18 protein-coding genes are annotated in these 14,722 nt (G+C 43.2%); 17 read left to right on the plus strand and 1 reads right to left on the minus strand.

From position 1 onward, the window contains the following. Nucleotides 1–271 precede the first annotated feature (271 nt). The 7 genes from J7E35_RS14760 to J7E35_RS14790 all read left to right on the plus strand — a co-directional run bounded on the left by J7E35_RS14760 (nt 272) and on the right by J7E35_RS14790 (nt 5,318). Nucleotides 272–727: a YpiF family protein gene (locus J7E35_RS14760; protein WP_214780938.1), complete on the plus strand. Its 456-nt coding sequence runs from the start codon at nt 272–274 to the stop codon at nt 725–727. 155 nt (nt 728–882) lie between these two features. Continuing rightward, on the plus strand, nt 883–1,389 hold the full coding sequence (locus J7E35_RS14765) for a QcrA and Rieske domain-containing protein (RefSeq protein ID WP_214780941.1): 507 nt from the start codon (nt 883–885) through the stop codon (nt 1,387–1,389). A gap of 3 nt (nt 1,390–1,392) precedes the next feature. Beyond that, complete coding sequence (gene qcrB / locus J7E35_RS14770) at nt 1,393–2,067, plus strand: menaquinol-cytochrome c reductase cytochrome b subunit (RefSeq protein ID WP_023627553.1); 675 nt, start codon at nt 1,393–1,395, stop codon at nt 2,065–2,067. A gap of 68 nt (nt 2,068–2,135) precedes the next feature. Beyond that, nucleotides 2,136–2,894 carry a menaquinol-cytochrome c reductase cytochrome b/c subunit gene (locus J7E35_RS14775; RefSeq protein WP_214780943.1) on the plus strand — a complete coding sequence of 253 codons (759 nt, stop codon included), beginning with the start codon at nt 2,136–2,138 and terminating at the stop codon, nt 2,892–2,894. 215 nt (nt 2,895–3,109) lie between these two features. Continuing rightward, on the plus strand, nt 3,110–3,712 hold the full coding sequence (gene lhaT, locus J7E35_RS14780; RefSeq protein WP_214781532.1) for a lipoprotein heptaprenylglyceryl N-acetyltransferase LhaT: 603 nt from the start codon (nt 3,110–3,112) through the stop codon (nt 3,710–3,712). Between the two features lie 69 nt (nt 3,713–3,781). Then, nucleotides 3,782–4,579, plus strand: a complete 798-nt coding sequence (gene ypjB, locus J7E35_RS14785) for a sporulation protein YpjB (RefSeq protein WP_214780945.1) — start codon at nt 3,782–3,784, stop codon at nt 4,577–4,579. A 61-nt stretch (nt 4,580–4,640) separates the two neighbouring features. Continuing rightward, a complete protein-coding gene (locus tag J7E35_RS14790) occupies nt 4,641–5,318 on the plus strand; it encodes a zinc metallopeptidase (protein ID WP_214780947.1) in 678 nt (225 codons plus the stop codon). 92 nt (nt 5,319–5,410) lie between these two features. Here the strand turns inward: J7E35_RS14790 and J7E35_RS14795 are convergent, their stop codons facing one another. Further along, nucleotides 5,411–6,283 (minus strand): YitT family protein, encoded by an 873-nt coding sequence (locus J7E35_RS14795; RefSeq protein ID WP_214737088.1) that lies wholly within the window; start codon nt 6,281–6,283, stop codon nt 5,411–5,413. Nucleotides 6,284–6,559: 276 nt separating this feature from the next. On the opposite strand from J7E35_RS14795, the gene J7E35_RS14800 reads away from it, so the two are divergent. From J7E35_RS14800 to panD, 10 genes are all read left to right on the plus strand, one after another. Beyond that, nucleotides 6,560–6,892 (plus strand): nucleotide pyrophosphohydrolase, encoded by a 333-nt coding sequence (locus J7E35_RS14800; RefSeq protein ID WP_214780949.1) that lies wholly within the window; start codon nt 6,560–6,562, stop codon nt 6,890–6,892. A gap of 14 nt (nt 6,893–6,906) precedes the next feature. After that, on the plus strand, nt 6,907–7,707 hold the full coding sequence (gene dapB, locus J7E35_RS14805) for a 4-hydroxy-tetrahydrodipicolinate reductase (protein WP_214780952.1): 801 nt from the start codon (nt 6,907–6,909) through the stop codon (nt 7,705–7,707). 10 nt (nt 7,708–7,717) lie between these two features. After that, complete coding sequence (gene mgsA / locus J7E35_RS14810; RefSeq protein ID WP_214780955.1) at nt 7,718–8,149, plus strand: methylglyoxal synthase; 432 nt, start codon at nt 7,718–7,720, stop codon at nt 8,147–8,149. Next, the gene (gene bshB1 / locus J7E35_RS14815) at nt 8,130–8,846 is read left to right on the plus strand and encodes a bacillithiol biosynthesis deacetylase BshB1 (RefSeq protein WP_251009672.1); all 717 of its coding nucleotides are present in this window, start codon (nt 8,130–8,132) and stop codon (nt 8,844–8,846) included. Before mgsA ends, bshB1 begins: the two co-directional genes overlap by 20 nt. Next, nucleotides 8,843–9,982 carry an N-acetyl-alpha-D-glucosaminyl L-malate synthase BshA gene (gene bshA / locus J7E35_RS14820; protein ID WP_214780958.1) on the plus strand — a complete coding sequence of 380 codons (1,140 nt, stop codon included), beginning with the start codon at nt 8,843–8,845 and terminating at the stop codon, nt 9,980–9,982. Before bshB1 ends, bshA begins: the two co-directional genes overlap by 4 nt. Continuing rightward, entirely contained in the window at nt 9,982–11,187 is a 1,206-nt protein-coding gene (locus tag J7E35_RS14825; protein WP_214781536.1) for a CCA tRNA nucleotidyltransferase, read from the plus strand. The genes bshA and J7E35_RS14825 overlap by 1 nt, the downstream gene beginning before the upstream one ends. Then, on the plus strand, nt 11,148–12,143 hold the full coding sequence (locus tag J7E35_RS14830; RefSeq protein WP_214780959.1) for a biotin--[acetyl-CoA-carboxylase] ligase: 996 nt from the start codon (nt 11,148–11,150) through the stop codon (nt 12,141–12,143). The genes J7E35_RS14825 and J7E35_RS14830 overlap by 40 nt, the downstream gene beginning before the upstream one ends. A gap of 243 nt (nt 12,144–12,386) precedes the next feature. Next, nucleotides 12,387–13,223 carry a 3-methyl-2-oxobutanoate hydroxymethyltransferase gene (panB, locus tag J7E35_RS14835; RefSeq protein WP_214780962.1) on the plus strand — a complete coding sequence of 279 codons (837 nt, stop codon included), beginning with the start codon at nt 12,387–12,389 and terminating at the stop codon, nt 13,221–13,223. Next, nucleotides 13,220–14,068 carry a pantoate--beta-alanine ligase gene (panC, locus tag J7E35_RS14840; RefSeq protein ID WP_214780989.1) on the plus strand — a complete coding sequence of 283 codons (849 nt, stop codon included), beginning with the start codon at nt 13,220–13,222 and terminating at the stop codon, nt 14,066–14,068. The genes panB and panC overlap by 4 nt, the downstream gene beginning before the upstream one ends. 22 nt (nt 14,069–14,090) lie before the next feature. After that, complete coding sequence (gene panD, locus J7E35_RS14845; RefSeq protein WP_192470408.1) at nt 14,091–14,477, plus strand: aspartate 1-decarboxylase; 387 nt, start codon at nt 14,091–14,093, stop codon at nt 14,475–14,477. Nucleotides 14,478–14,722: the final 245 nt, after the last annotated feature.

Consider the following 14,722-nt stretch of genomic DNA (forward strand, 5'->3'; position numbering starts at 1 on the left):
TAAGGGTACGAAAAGCTCAGACTAGTACCCTTATAGAAGTCGAAAGGGGCGCATAAGGGTACGATTAATGGAAGAGCCCCCCATTTTTTACCCTGACCCTGACCCTGACCAACTTCGGAGGCTATAACAGAAGTTGAAACCCGAATGCGTCACACCCCACCAAACGATTCGAAAACTACTTTTAATCATGATATTATAGAATGGTGTAAATAAAGGGTCCTAGAAAGCCTTTCTTTACGACTAAGCCTAATAGAATGATGGAGTTGGTATTATGAAATGGGTGGCAGCAGATGTAGAAATGTATCAGAAAGCTGCTGAGTATGTAGACACAGTAATCGTCCCGCTCTTGCCAGTTTCTTTTGGTGAGGATATGAAACAAAATGCTTCAATGGCGGAATTCACTGGAATCCTTACATCACAGTTGGAGAAGCAGTTTCGGGGCCGAATCTTCCTTTTGCCTGATTTTGTATACATAAAGGAAAATGAGGGAAGCTTGGACGCTTTGAAGGAGTGGGAGAACACTCTATTGGACAAGCAATTCAAACATATATTTTATGTGACGTCGGACAGCCGCTGGAGGCAGCAGGAAAAAGAGCTGAGTGGAAATGTTTTATGGCTTCCGTCCTTGTCTTTGGAGCATATGCAGGAGCAGCAGAAAATTGCCATAGTGGATGACCAGGTAAAGCAATTATTATCTTTGTTCACAGAGAAATGGGAAGAAGAATAATTCAGTGTTATTTTTATCACTGCAAAAAATGTTTTCAACATAGTATTATATTGATTTTGTAATGAGATTGATATATCATGGTTATGTCCTAGTTTTAAAATGTGTTTAAATTATGTCCGTTGGGGACTTAACTTGGGAATAGAGGGGGGAATAGCGTGAGTAAGCATCGTGTTTCAAGACGTCAATTCTTAAACTATACTCTAACAGGTGTAGGCGGTTTCATGGCTGCAGGGATGCTGATGCCAATGGTTCGATTTGCCGTTGATCCTGTACTAAAGGGTGAAGATGCGGGAGATTTTATCGCGACTCCATTGAAGGTCGCAGACATCACAAATGAACCGCAAAAAGTCAACTTTACTTTCACACAAAAAGATGCATGGTATGAATCTGAAGAAACTGGAACTGCCTGGGTATTCCAGAACGAAGGCGGGGAGATTGTTGCCCTGTCGCCAGTATGTAAACACCTCGGTTGTGTAGTAGACTGGAATACGGATAAGAAAAATCCGAATATGTTCTTCTGTCCTTGCCACTACGGCCTTTATGAAAAGGACGGTACAAATGTGCCGGGAACACCGCCGTTGGCACCATTGGATGTATATCCAACAAAAGAAAAAGACGGGTTCCTTTATGTAGGAAAAGCCGAACCACGAAAGGGGGCGTAATCTTTGTTAAACAAAATTTACGATTGGGTAGATGAGCGTTTAGATATTACGCCTTTGTGGCGCGATATTGCAGACCATGAGGTACCCGAGCACGTTAACCCGGCGCACCACTTTTCTGCGTTCGTGTATTGCTTTGGCGGTCTGACGTTTTTCATCACTGTCATTCAGATTCTTTCTGGAATGTTCCTGACAATGTATTATGTGCCGGACATCAAGAATGCATGGGAATCTGTTTATTATCTTCAAAATCAGGTAGCGTTCGGACAAATTGTCCGTGGTATGCATCACTGGGGAGCGAGCCTTGTCATCGTAATGATGTTCTTACATACGCTCCGCGTGTTCTTCCAGGGCGCTTATAAGAAACCTCGTGAATTGAACTGGGTAGTCGGAGTTTTAATTTTCTTCGTAATGCTGGCTCTTGGCTTGACAGGATACTTGCTTCCATGGGATATGAAAGCTTTATTCGCAACTAAGGTTACATTGCAGATTGCAGAAGCTGTTCCGTTGATTGGGCCATACATTAAAACATTGCTTTCCGGTCATTCAACGATCGTTGGTGCTCAAACTTTGACTCGTTTCTTCGCGATTCACGTATTCTTCCTGCCTGCTGCACTACTAGGCTTGATGGGAGCGCACTTCCTGATGATTCGTAAGCAAGGTATTTCTGGTCCATTGTAAAATTCGAATGAAAAGATTGTGCGAATTGAGTTTCGCTCAATGATACGGAAAAAGGAGGGGATTGCTCGATGCATCGTGGTAAAGGTATGAAGTTCGTGGGTGACTCACGTGTCCCTGCAGAACGTAAGCCTAATATTCCGAAAGATTACTCGGAATACCCTGGCAAAACGGAAGCGTTTTGGCCTAACTTCCTGTTGAAGGAATGGATGGTTGGTGCTGTTTTCCTAATCGGATACTTGAGCTTGACTATTGCTCATCCGTCTCCGCTTGAGAGGATTGCCGATCCGACTGATACAGCGTATATTCCATTGCCAGACTGGTATTTCTTATTCTTATATCAATTGCTTAAATATTCATATGCTTCTGGTCCTTATACAGTTATTGGAGCTATTGTCATCCCGGGTCTTGCATTTGGTGCGCTTTTGCTTGCTCCATTTATTGACCGTGGACCTGAGCGTCGCCCGTCAAAGCGTCCGCTTGCGACAGGCTTTATGCTATTATCAATCGCTGCAGTTTTCTTCCTAACTTGGGAATCTGTTGCGCACCATGACTGGGAAGCAGCCAAGAAACAGGGGCAGATTGTGGATGTCGAAATCGACAAGAACTCTGATGGATACAAGATTGCACAAGCGCAAACTTGTACTTCATGCCATGGCGGCGAACTGGCGGGTGGTGCTGCAGCGCCAAGTTTGTTAGATACAAAAATGAATGCTGAAGAAATTGCTGATGTTGCCAAGAATGGTAAAGGAAGCATGCCTGCGGTCTTTAAAGGAACCGACGAGGAACTTCAGACACTTGCTGAATTCATCGACGGACTGAGCAAGTAATATGTCAAAGAACCTGTAAGGTAACTTGCAGGTTCTTTTTTATGCGGAAAGTATTCGTGTTGTCATATGGAATTTGTCCTTTGGGTAATTCAAGAACAAAAATGAATTAAATACGTATACGCAAGGAAGCCCTGAATGGAAAGGAAGACTTGGTTTATTTTCTATAAACTGTAATAATAGTAATAGATAACTTGGGAATGGAGATAGTCAAAATGATCAAAAGAATATACCCTTTGCTAGGGGATAGATCCGTATTATGGCTGTTATTTTGGGTGAATGTTTTAGGGACAGCTTACGGGTACTATTGGTACAAATGGCAGCTTATCGATACGCCGCCAGAATTCCTTCTATTTGTACCAGATAGTCCGACTGCCAGTTTGTTTTTTGTTTTCGTTCTAGGGGCATTCCTGATGGGGAAAAACTGGCCGCTTATGGAAGCATTGGCTATCGTTAGCCTAGTCAAATATGGCCTTTGGGCGGTAGTCATGAATTTAATGGTGTTCTTCGTTTCAGGACAGCTCGATTGGATTGGGCTTATGCTGATGGCATCTCATTTTGCTATGGCAGTGGAAGGGGTCTTATATGCCCCTTTTTATCGAATGAAACCATGGCATTTGATTACAGCTGCGGTTGTACTTCTTCATAATGAAATCATTGATTATGTTTTTGAAATGATGCCAAGGTACCATACGCTAGATTTATACATGGACCAGATCGGGTATTTTACATTTTGGCTGAGCATCTTCTCAATCGCTGTTGGATATTACTTCGGGCTGCGGCCGGGGCGATTCTCCCTTTCATTAAAAAGATCAAGATAGCCCCCGAATGTTGGTCTAACCTTGTCCACCCTCTCATACATTTTAATAGTATTTAGAGGGGGGACAGGAATGAGGGCAAAATACCTTTTATTCATTTCGGTGCTATTATTATTGATTGCGCCGTTCGCAGCATACGCAGAACCACAGTCGCCTGTTGAAGAACTGGACAATATATCAGACCAAGCGCTGCAAATGGTTAAACTCCACCGTTATGAAGATGCAAACAGGTTGTTGAATCATTTTTCAGAAGAATTCTTGCTAGTCACAGGAGATGGACGGCCTTTTACTATGGATGAACTGCGGATTATCACTGTGGCACATGATGAAGCAATTGAAGCTGTAGCAAACGCGGACCTGGGACATGCCGAAAGGATGAACAGGGTTACAAAATTCAGGCTGGTCATTGATGCGATTGCCTCCACGCACCAGCCATTATGGACAGAGATGGAAGGGCCCATCATGACGGTTTTCAATGATATGAAGACAGCTGCATATGAGGGTGACAATGACCAATTCCATTCGAACCTTAATTCGTTCCTGTCTTTATACAATGTAATTTATCCAAGTATGAAGATTGACATCAATCCGGAAAGGATCCAAAAAGTTGATGCCAAAGTAAGTTTTATTGACCAGTATCGGCCCCAAGTATTACAAGAGGCTTCCAGCAAGGAGGAACTTGAAATGCTTGAATCGGATTTGCAAAACATCTTTGATGATATGACAGAGGATGAAGCAGACCCTTCACTATGGTGGGTAATGATTTCCACTGGAAGTGTCATTATTCTTACATTGTCCTATGTGGGTTGGAGAAAATATAGAGGCGACAATGACAAAAAAAGAAATGTGCAAAAAGAACATAAGAATTGACACCGTATTCTAGTATTTATAAAATAGTGATAACATCAAGAGATGTAAGGGGAGGTACTAGATGTCCACGTTAATCTATTTTGCGCTTATTATTTTGATCCCATTATGGGCTCAATTCAAGGTAAAAGGAGCATACAAGAAATATTCACAGGTCGCTTCTTCGTCCCAAATGACGGGCGCAGAGGTGGCTCGTAAAATTCTCGATGATAATGGTTTATACAATGTTGGCGTCGAGGAAACCAGAGGTTATTTAAGTGACCACTATGACCCTCGTTCGAAGGTTGTCCGTCTATCTTCAAATAACTTTTTTGGGCATTCAGTTGCAGCAGCTGCAATTGCTGCTCACGAAGTAGGCCATGCGATGCAGGATGCGGAGGATTACTCATTCCTTCGCTTCCGCCATGCACTTGTCCCAGTGGCAAGCCTAGGTTCAAACTTTTCCTGGATACTGATCCTGATTGGGATTTTTGCTCAATTAAGCGGATTGCTTTTACTAGGTATTCTTTTCATGGCCGCTGCTGTTGTTTTCCAAGTGGTAACTTTGCCGGTTGAATTCAATGCATCCAACCGTGCAATGGAACAGGTGGTTTCAGCAGGGATCATCAGGAATGATGAAGAAAGAGAAACAAAGAAAGTATTGAATGCTGCTGCATTGACATATGTAGCTGCGGCCGCTGTTGCGGTACTGGAACTTGTTCGTTTAGTAATGATTTACACAGGGATGACTAGCGAAGAATAAAAAAAATCCGGACATAGATCCGGATTTTTTTTGTGTCTGGGAAGATAAACTCCACTTTGAGAATGCCCCCTGGCCCCAGGTCCTGTACGTTTTTATCTTTCTAAAGGAAGCTTATTTTCATCCAGCGTAAATCCTTCACCCAGGACATCATGGACAACGGTAACCGATACAAATGCGTGGGGATCCACAGAATTAATGACACTTTTCAGTCGGACGATTTCATTCTTGGCGACAACGCAGTAAAGAACATCTCTTTCCGCTTTGGTATAAGAGCCTACAGCTTTGAGGCTGGTGACTCCGCGGTCCATTTCTTTCATGATTTTCGCTGCAATATCCTCATTCTTCTCCGAGATGATCATAGCTCCTCTGGCAGCATACGAACCTTCCTGCATAAAGTCAATCACCCTGGCCCCTACAAAAACGACGACAAGCGTATACATGGCTTCCCTGTAGTTCAAGTATGTAATAAGTGAAAGTGTAATGACACCAAAGTCGAACATGAACATTGTCCTGCCCATTGTCCATCCAAAATACTTTTGCGCCAGCCTTGCGATAATGTCGACTCCGCCCGTAGTCCCTCCGTAACGGAAGATAATACCAAGGCCGATGCCGATGAACACGCCCGCAAATAAGGCCGCTAAAAACAAATCCTCATATAATGGCATCTCGATTTGATATTTTTGGAATATGCCCAGGAAAATGGAGACACCCACTGTGCCAATGATGGTGTAAATAAATACATTCCGGCCAAGCAGCTTCCAGCCTATGAAAAAAAGCGGCAAGTTCAATAACAAGTTCGTGATTGAAGGAGACCAGCCAAATACGAAATAAAGCAAAAGTGTAATACCAGTAAAGCCACCCTCTGCCAGGTTATTTTGCATATTGAAATGAACAAGACCGAATGAAAAAATAGCCGCACCAAGCAAAATGAAGAAGATGTTTTTGAATTTTAAGCCGTTTAGCACGAATTATTCCTCCTAATAGTACGACTGAAGTTTTACCTTATAAAGCGCTTATATTATATAAAATATAACCAACAAGGGCAATCTTTTACAGGGGAGGATGGAAGAGTCGGAATCTTCTATGTTCCATGCCGCGTAATGAGGCAGGCTTAATTGGTGGTATAAAGCTTTTTCGCCGGTATGTTCAGGATTAGTTTGAAATAAAAATATTTGTCAAAGCACCTCCATTAAGCTAACATCGATATAGATATACATACAAATAAAGGTTAGGTGAGTTTCTTGAGTGAAAATAAAACGATAAAAGAACTCCAGCAGGAAGTGGATACTTATATAAGCCAATTTAAAGAAGGTTACTTCAGTCCGCTTGCATTGACTGCACGCATGACCGAGGAGCTCGGGGAGCTGGCTCGTGAGGTTAACCATTATTATGGCGAAAAGCCAAAGAAAAACGATGAAAAAGAAAAGACAATTGAAGAAGAGCTGGGAGATATGCTGTTTGTTATGATTTGTTTTGCCAACTCTTTAAATATAGACCTTGAAGAAGCACATAACATAGTCATGGAAAAGTTCAATACAAGGGACAAAGACCGCTGGACGAGAAAAGACAGCTAAAGGAGACTAAATATATGGAAAAAGTAAAAATTGTTATTGCAGGACCAAGAGGAAGAATGGGTAAAGAGGCTGTCAATTTGGTGCTCGGGACGGATACATATGAACTTGTTGGCGTTGTCGACAGAAAATATGAAGGAATGAAACTTGGCGAGCTCGAGGGGTTTCTGGATAGTGATGCCCTCATTTATACGGATTTCGAGAAATGTCTTCAAGAAGTAAAGCCAGACGTCTTGATTGATCTGACGACACCTGAAGTAGGCATGTTCCACACAAGGACTGCTTTGAAATATAAAGTTCGCCCCGTAGTAGGGACAACAGGGTTCAGCAAGGAGAACCTTGAAGAACTTGAACAGCTTTGTGCTGAACAGGAAACAGGCTGTATCATCGCTCCAAACTTTGCAGTCGGGGCGATTTTGATGATGAAATTCTCACAAATGGCAGCCAAATACTTCAGTGACGTCGAAATCATTGAACTTCATCATGACCAGAAGCTGGATGCACCATCTGGCACAGCAGTCAAAACGGCCCAAATGATCTCTGATGTACGTGAACCGAAAAAACAGGGCCATGCTGACGAGAAGGAAACGATTCAAGGTGCCCGCGGTGCGGATTATGAAGGCATGCACATCCACTCTGTAAGGCTTCCTGGACTGATTGCCCATCAGCAAGTATTATTCGGTGCTGACGGACAAACCTTGACGATACGCCATGATTCATACAATCGAAGTTCCTTTATGTCTGGAGTCAAACTTGCGGTGGACACAGTTATGAAAGTGGACGCTTTTGTTTACGGATTAGAGAATATCATTGAATAGGGGAGAAACCATGAACATTGCCTTAATTGCCCATGATAAAAAGAAAGACGATTTAGTGGGGTTCGCAGTCGCTTATAAGGAGATTTTCGAAAAGCATACATTATTCGCAACCGGTACTACAGGGTTGCGAATCATTGAAGCAACTGGTTTGGAAGTGGCGAGATTTCAATCTGGCCCGCTTGGCGGCGACCAGGAAATCGGCGCACGAATAGCCAACAATCTAATGGACGCAGTGTTTTTCTTCAGGGATCCATTAACTGCCCAGCCGCATGAACCTGATGTGACTGCCCTGGTTCGGTTATGTGACGTATATTCTGTTCCGCTTGCGACCAATATGGGAACAGCGGAAATTCTTGTCAAAGGAATTGAAAGAGGAGACCTGGATTGGCGAAATATAGTGAAAGAAGAAACTGGTGATGAAAATGGAAGCAATGAAGCTTGATATTCTGGCATTTGGTGCCCATGCCGATGATGTGGAAATCGGCATGGGCGGTACAATCGCAAAATATGCTGCTGAAGATAAATGGATTGGGATTTGTGATTTGACCAAAGCCGAAATGTCTTCGAATGGAACAGTAGAGATCAGGAGCCGCGAAGCGAATGAAGCAGCCGGCATTCTCGGAGTGAAGATGAGGGAAGCACTTGACTTGCCGGACAGAGGCTTGTTTTTAAAGGAAGAATACATAAGAAAAATTGTTAGAGTGATCAGGCGAAACACACCGGACATAGTTTTTGCACCTTATCTTGACGACCGTCATCCTGACCATGGCAGCTGTGCCCGCCTTGTTGAGGAGGCGGTCTTTTCGGCGGCAGTAAGAAAATATGATGAAGATCATGGGCTGACACCACATAGGACAAAAGCTTTATATTTTTATATGATCAATGGATTCCATAAACCTGATTTTGTTGTTGATGTTTCGGATTTTATCAATTTAAAAATCAGTGCACTGAATGCTTACGAAAGCCAATTCGTGAAAGGCGCAGCCACTTTTGACACCCCGCTGGTGAACGGCTATATCGAAACAGTCGAGGCGCGTGAAAAATTATTCGGCAAGGAAGTCGGCGTCGCATATGCCGAAGGCTTTATGTCCAAAAAACCATTGTTAATCCATAAGGATTTGTTAGGGGAAGGAAAATGAAGAAATTAAAAATAGGCATCACCTGTTACCCGACGGTGGGGGGATCTGGTGTTGTCGCAACAGAACTTGGAAAGCTTCTGGCAGAGAAGGGTCATGAGATCCATTTCATTTCATCGAGCCTCCCCTTCAGGCTAAAGAAAATGTACCGAAATATTTATTCTCATGAGGTAGAGGTCAATCAATACTCAGTATTTCAATATCCACCATACGACATTGCGCTGGCCAGCAAGATTGCAGAGGTCGCCGTCATGGAAAATTTAGATGTCCTCCACGTCCATTATGCGATTCCCCATGCTGTGTGTGCCATTTTAGCCCGCCAGATGAGCGGACGTGATCTGAAGATTGTCACTACGCTTCACGGTACCGATATTACCGTACTTGGATATGATCCATCTCTAACTGATGCCATTCGCTTTGGTATTGAAAAATCGGATGTTGTTACAGCAGTATCTAATTCGCTTATCCAGCAAACCTATGATTTGATCAAACCGGAAAAGGAAATTAACTGTGTGTACAACTTCATCGACACTCGTGTCAACAAACGCAGCGATTCCACAGATCTTAGAAAAGAATATGGAATCCTTCCTGAAGAGAAAGTGGTCATCCATGTATCCAACTTCCGGCCAGTTAAAAGAGTTCCAGATGTCATTAAAACATTCGCAGGAATCGCAGAAAAAATGCCGGCCAAGCTTTTGCTTGTAGGAGATGGACCGGAAATGAAGGCTGTCTGCAATCTTGCAAGTGAGCTGGGGATTCGCGACAAAGTACTGCTTCTTGGAAAGCAGGAAAGAGTTGAAGAGCTTTATTCATTAAGTGATTTGATGCTTCTTCTTTCAGAAAAAGAAAGTTTCGGACTGGTTGCTTTAGAAGCTATGGCTTGTGGCGTACCATGTATCGGGACGAATGTAGGAGGTATTCCAGAAGTGATCGTGGACGGAAAGACCGGATACATTTGCGAATTAGGAAATATCGAAGAGATAACAGAAAAAGCTGTCAATATACTCTCAAGTGCGGAAATCCACAAGCGTTTTGCTGAGAATTCGATTGAACGGGCAGAAAAGAGCTTCAGCGCAGAACAAATCGTATCTCAATATGAAGGAATCTATTATAATATCGTTGGGCAGGATGTACAATGATTGGCGAACCATTCATACAGGCTGCACCTGTCCTCCAGTTAATTGAGAATGCTGGTTTTGAAGCGTATTTTGTCGGCGGTTCGGTAAGGGATCATATCCTCGGCCGCGAAATATCCGATGTTGATATTGCTACCTCAGCGTTACCTGAGGAATTAAAACGGATCTTTCCTAAAACCAATGATGTGGGAATTGAACATGGAACGATTCTGGTCCATTATAAAGGCGGTCACTATGAAATCACGACCTTCCGTTCCGAACAAAATTACTCTGATTTCCGAAGACCGGATAAGGTTTCTTTTATTCGGTCTTTACAAGAGGATTTACAGCGTCGCGATTTCACGATGAATGCAATTGCGATGGATAAAGAAGGGAAGATTATTGACCCTTTTGCGGGCAAGGAAGCAATAAATAAAAAGGTGATTGTGACTGTAGGCAACCCTGATGAACGCTTCGGTGAAGATGCATTAAGGATGCTGAGGGCTGTAAGATTCCAGTCACAATTATCTTTTTCGATTGAAAAGTATACTTTAGAATCCCTTGCAGCTCACTGTCATCTGCTTGAGAATATTGCGGTTGAACGTAAAACTGTTGAGTTTGAAAAATTGCTTATGGGGCCTGGCAGGAGCGAAGCGGTTCAATTGCTGGCGAATAGCGGGATGATTCAATTTTTGCCGGGATTGAAAAATCATAGTGATGAAGTAAAACGCTTTTCGAGCCGAATAAGGAAGAACTTCCGACTGACAGAGTCCTGGGTCCTGTTAGTATTTGAATTAGGGCTGAAGGACAAGGAAATAGATGATTTCCTGAGAGAATGGAAGCTTCCAGTGAATAAAATTAAAAGGATCAACAAAATTCATTCATTGTTATTACATCGCCTTGAAAATGACTGGAGTCTGGGACTGGTTTATAAGGCAGGTCTCGAAGATGCGATAAGTGCTGAAATAGTGCATGCGTCCCTCCATAACAATAGTGGCAGCGACGAAGAAATCAGGGGTTTGTATGAGCGGCTTCCGATTAAGCACCGTAAGGAATTGGAGGTAACGGGAAATGATGTCATGGCATGGCTGGATAAACACCCGGGTCCGTGGCTGCGAGACATTCTTGAAGAAATCGAACGTTCTGTAATCTATGGCGTCGTGCCAAATGAGAAGGAGAAAATAAAGGAATGGCTGAGCGCGTTCAATCAGAAATCAGAAAAAAATTAATAGATGCATTTACGAAAAACGAAACTGAATACCTATCCGGACAACATCTCGCTGACATTGCTGGCTGTACACGCACAGCCGTCTGGAAGCACATCGAGGAACTTCGCAAGGAAGGCTTTCAGTTTGAAGCGGTTAGAAGAAAAGGATATAAGATCATCTCTATCCCGGACAATATGTCTGCAGATAAAATAAACCTTGGTTTGAACACTGAATTCTTAGGCAGGAATCTTCATTACCATGACAGCGTGGAATCGACTCAGAAGATAGCGTATAAGATGGCTTATGAGCAAGCTGAAGAGGGAACTGTTGTGATTGCCGAAGAGCAAACTGCAGGCAGAGGCAGAATGGATCGCAAATGGCATTCTCCTAAATATTCAGGGATATGGATGAGTCTCATCCTAAGACCGAAAATCCCCATCCCGAAAGCACCGCAGCTGACATTGATTACGGCAGTTGGAGTGGTGCAGGCCATAGAGGAAGTAACAGGCTTACTGCCCGAAATTAAATGGCCCAATGATATTCTCATCAACGGCAAGAAAATAACCGGGATCCTTACCGAGCTACAGGCGGAATCCGATCAGATCAATTCTATCATCATTGGAATCGGCATCAATGTAAATACAGGAATAGAAGATTTTCCTGAAGATATTCGATCAATTGCTTCGTCGCTAGCGATAGAGTCTGGCAAAATAATCGACAGGGAGAAATTGATCCGAACGATTTTAGAAAAACTGGAGAAATTGTATTTGCTTTATCTGGAGAAGGGCTTTTTTCCAATAAAGCTGATGTGGGAAAGCTACGCGATAAGCATCGGTAAACAGATCACTGCAAGGACACTAACAGGTGAAATCAAGGGGAAAGCCATCGGAATCACTGAAGATGGAGTTCTTTTGATTGAGGATTCAGCAGGGGAGGTTCATAATATTTACTCGGCTGATATCCAAATCGAAGGTTAAAATCGTTGTGTAGCCAAAAAAGCGGTCATTTGCTATAATCAATCTGGGCGGTATCGAAAGAACTGCACCTTGTTGACTTTTTTATAAAAAAAATAGTTCTGCCTGGATCCGGTAGCGGACTGGGACAGAGGGATGAAACAAGTACAGGCTTCAAAGGGTCCTTCTGGCATAGATGGGTCCTTTTTTAGTGTCTGGCATTGATGGATTGTTTTATCTCCTCTTCAGAAAAAGGGAGGAATGAAAATGAAACAAACAACTGATTTCTTAAAAATGAAGCAAACAGGCAACAAGATTGTCATGGTGACGGCCTATGATTATCCTTCAGCGAAGCATGCCGAACAGGCTGAAGCAGATATGATCCTCGTAGGTGATTCCCTTGGTATGGTCGTGCTGGGCTATGATTCGACTGTACCGGTGACAATGGATGATATGGTCCACCATTCGAAGGCTGTCAGGCGAGGAGCGGGCAATACGTTCATTGTTGTCGATTTGCCATTTATGAGCTATCATCTGTCAATCAAAGACACGCTTATAAACGGTGCGAGAATCATGCAGGAAACTGGGGCAAATGCTGTTAAATTAGAAGGTGCCGATGAGGTCATTGATCATATAAACGCACTGACCAGGGCAGGAGTGCCTGTTGTAGCGCATCTTGGCCTCACTCCGCAATCTGTAGGTGTACTTGGCGGATATAAAGTGCAGGGGAAGAGCGCGGATGCGGCAAAGAAATTAATTGCTGACGCAAAAAAATGCGAAGAGGCAGGTGCCTTTGCAGTTGTGCTGGAATGCGTTCCTAAACAGCTTGCTGAACAAGTCAGCCGGGCCCTTACAATCCCGACGATTGGGATCGGGGCTGGAGCAGAGGTTGACGGCCAGGTGCTTGTATACCACGATATCATTACCTATGGCGTAGACCGTGTCCCGAAGTTCGTGAAACAGTATACGAATGTAAATGAATTGATCTCTTCAGGGCTCAATGCCTATGTATCCGAAGTCAGACACAAGGCATTCCCGGAAGATAAACATAGCTTTACCATGAAAGAAGAAGAATTGCAGGCATTGTACGGGGGAAAAGAATGAAAATCATTAGAACAATCACCGAGATGCAGGAACAGATGAAAAGATTGAAATCTGAAGGGAAAACCATTGGTTATGTACCAACCATGGGTTTCCTGCATGAAGGCCATAGATCACTGATGAACAGGGCACGTCCGGAAAATGATGTGGCTGTCCTGAGCATTTTCGTGAACCCTCTCCAATTCGGCCCTGCGGAGGATTTGGATGCCTATCCGCGGGATTTTGAGCGCGACCATAAAATTGCGGAAGCTGAGGGAGTGGATTTTATTTTCTATCCATCTGCGGAAGAAATGTATCCTGGGAATGCTTCAATCAAGGTTTCTGTTGTTGAGCGGACAAATGTACTTTGCGGCAGGTCAAGGCCAGGGCATTTTGACGGAGTAGCAACAGTTCTTTTCAAACTGTTCAATATCATACAGCCAACAAGGGCATATTTTGGCCTGAAGGATGCTCAGCAGGTCGCAGTGGTCGATGGCCTGATCAAGGATTTTAATTTTCCGATCGAATTGATTCCGGTTGAAACAGTTCGTGAAGAGGATGGTCTTGCAAAAAGTTCAAGGAATGTCTATTTAAATGACGAGGAAAGAATACAGGCAGTGGAACTTAGCAAAAGCCTGAAGATGGCTAAACTCGCCATTGACAATGGTGAAAGAAATGCTGATGAACTCGTTAGATTGATGAAAAATCATATAAATGAGAATACGACCGGCACAGTAGATTATATTGAAATCTATACCTATCCTGAGCTGCAGGAGTTGGAGACATTGAAGGGGAAAGTCATCATTGCCCTTGCTGTGAAGTTCTCAAAAGCCAGATTGATCGATAATACTATTTTAGAAGTAGAATAACTTAAATAGGGGGATATATTCCATGTTCCGCACCATGATGAATGCTAAAATACATCGAGCAAGAGTAACTGAGGCCAATCTGAACTATGTAGGCAGCATCACCATTGACAGCGATATTTTGGACGCAGTCGGTATGGTTGCTAATGAAAAGGTTCAAATTGTAAATAATAATAATGGCGCGCGTTTTGAAACGTATATTATTCCGGGGGAAAGAGGGAGCGGCGTTGTGTGCCTAAATGGAGCAGCAGCTCGTCTGGTTCACGAGGGTGACGTTGTGATTATCATTTCTTACGCGCTTGTTGCGGAAGAGAAGGTTCCGTCTCATCAGCCAAAAGTAGCATTGATGGATGAGAATAACCGTATAGTTGAGATGCTTCATGCTGAACCTGAGAAAACGGTATTCCTATAAACAAGAAAACTCCCGTGCCATCGGGAGTTTTTTCATACCGTTAGTCTGTATACTCTTTGGCATGGCCTTAGAGGACTTGGGTGAGGGGCTTCCGGAAAAGAATTACATACAGAAGGATGACCAGATATTTTGCCTGATACGGCTAAAAGAATAATCCAATTGCATTTATAATGGTCATAATAAGACTAAGCCTGTTACATAGGGATTTCGAAGGTGGATTATTCCATGTCCCAATGAGGGCGATT

Source organism: Bacillus sp. ISL-45 (assembly GCF_018613195.1).
GTDB lineage: Bacteria > Bacillota > Bacilli > Bacillales > Cytobacillaceae > Mesobacillus.

Excerpts from the sequence above, each read along its gene's own strand:
- J7E35_RS14760 (WP_214780938.1), top strand. The coding sequence starts at position 272 with ATGAAATGGGTGGCAGCAGATGTAGAAATGTATCAGAAAGCTGCTGAG.
- J7E35_RS14775 (WP_214780943.1), top strand. The coding sequence starts at position 2,136 with ATGCATCGTGGTAAAGGTATGAAGTTCGTGGGTGACTCACGTGTCCCT.
- ypjB (WP_214780945.1), top strand. The coding sequence starts at position 3,782 with ATGAGGGCAAAATACCTTTTATTCATTTCGGTGCTATTATTATTGATT.
- J7E35_RS14790 (WP_214780947.1), top strand. The coding sequence starts at position 4,641 with ATGTCCACGTTAATCTATTTTGCGCTTATTATTTTGATCCCATTATGG.
- dapB (WP_214780952.1), top strand. The coding sequence starts at position 6,907 with ATGGAAAAAGTAAAAATTGTTATTGCAGGACCAAGAGGAAGAATGGGT.
- mgsA (WP_214780955.1), top strand. The coding sequence starts at position 7,718 with ATGAACATTGCCTTAATTGCCCATGATAAAAAGAAAGACGATTTAGTG.
- bshB1 (WP_251009672.1), top strand. The coding sequence starts at position 8,130 with ATGGAAGCAATGAAGCTTGATATTCTGGCATTTGGTGCCCATGCCGAT.
- bshA (WP_214780958.1), top strand. The coding sequence starts at position 8,843 with ATGAAGAAATTAAAAATAGGCATCACCTGTTACCCGACGGTGGGGGGA.
- J7E35_RS14830 (WP_214780959.1), top strand. The coding sequence starts at position 11,148 with ATGGCTGAGCGCGTTCAATCAGAAATCAGAAAAAAATTAATAGATGCA.
- panB (WP_214780962.1), top strand. The coding sequence starts at position 12,387 with ATGAAACAAACAACTGATTTCTTAAAAATGAAGCAAACAGGCAACAAG.
- panC (WP_214780989.1), top strand. The coding sequence starts at position 13,220 with ATGAAAATCATTAGAACAATCACCGAGATGCAGGAACAGATGAAAAGA.
- panD (WP_192470408.1), top strand. The coding sequence starts at position 14,091 with ATGTTCCGCACCATGATGAATGCTAAAATACATCGAGCAAGAGTAACT.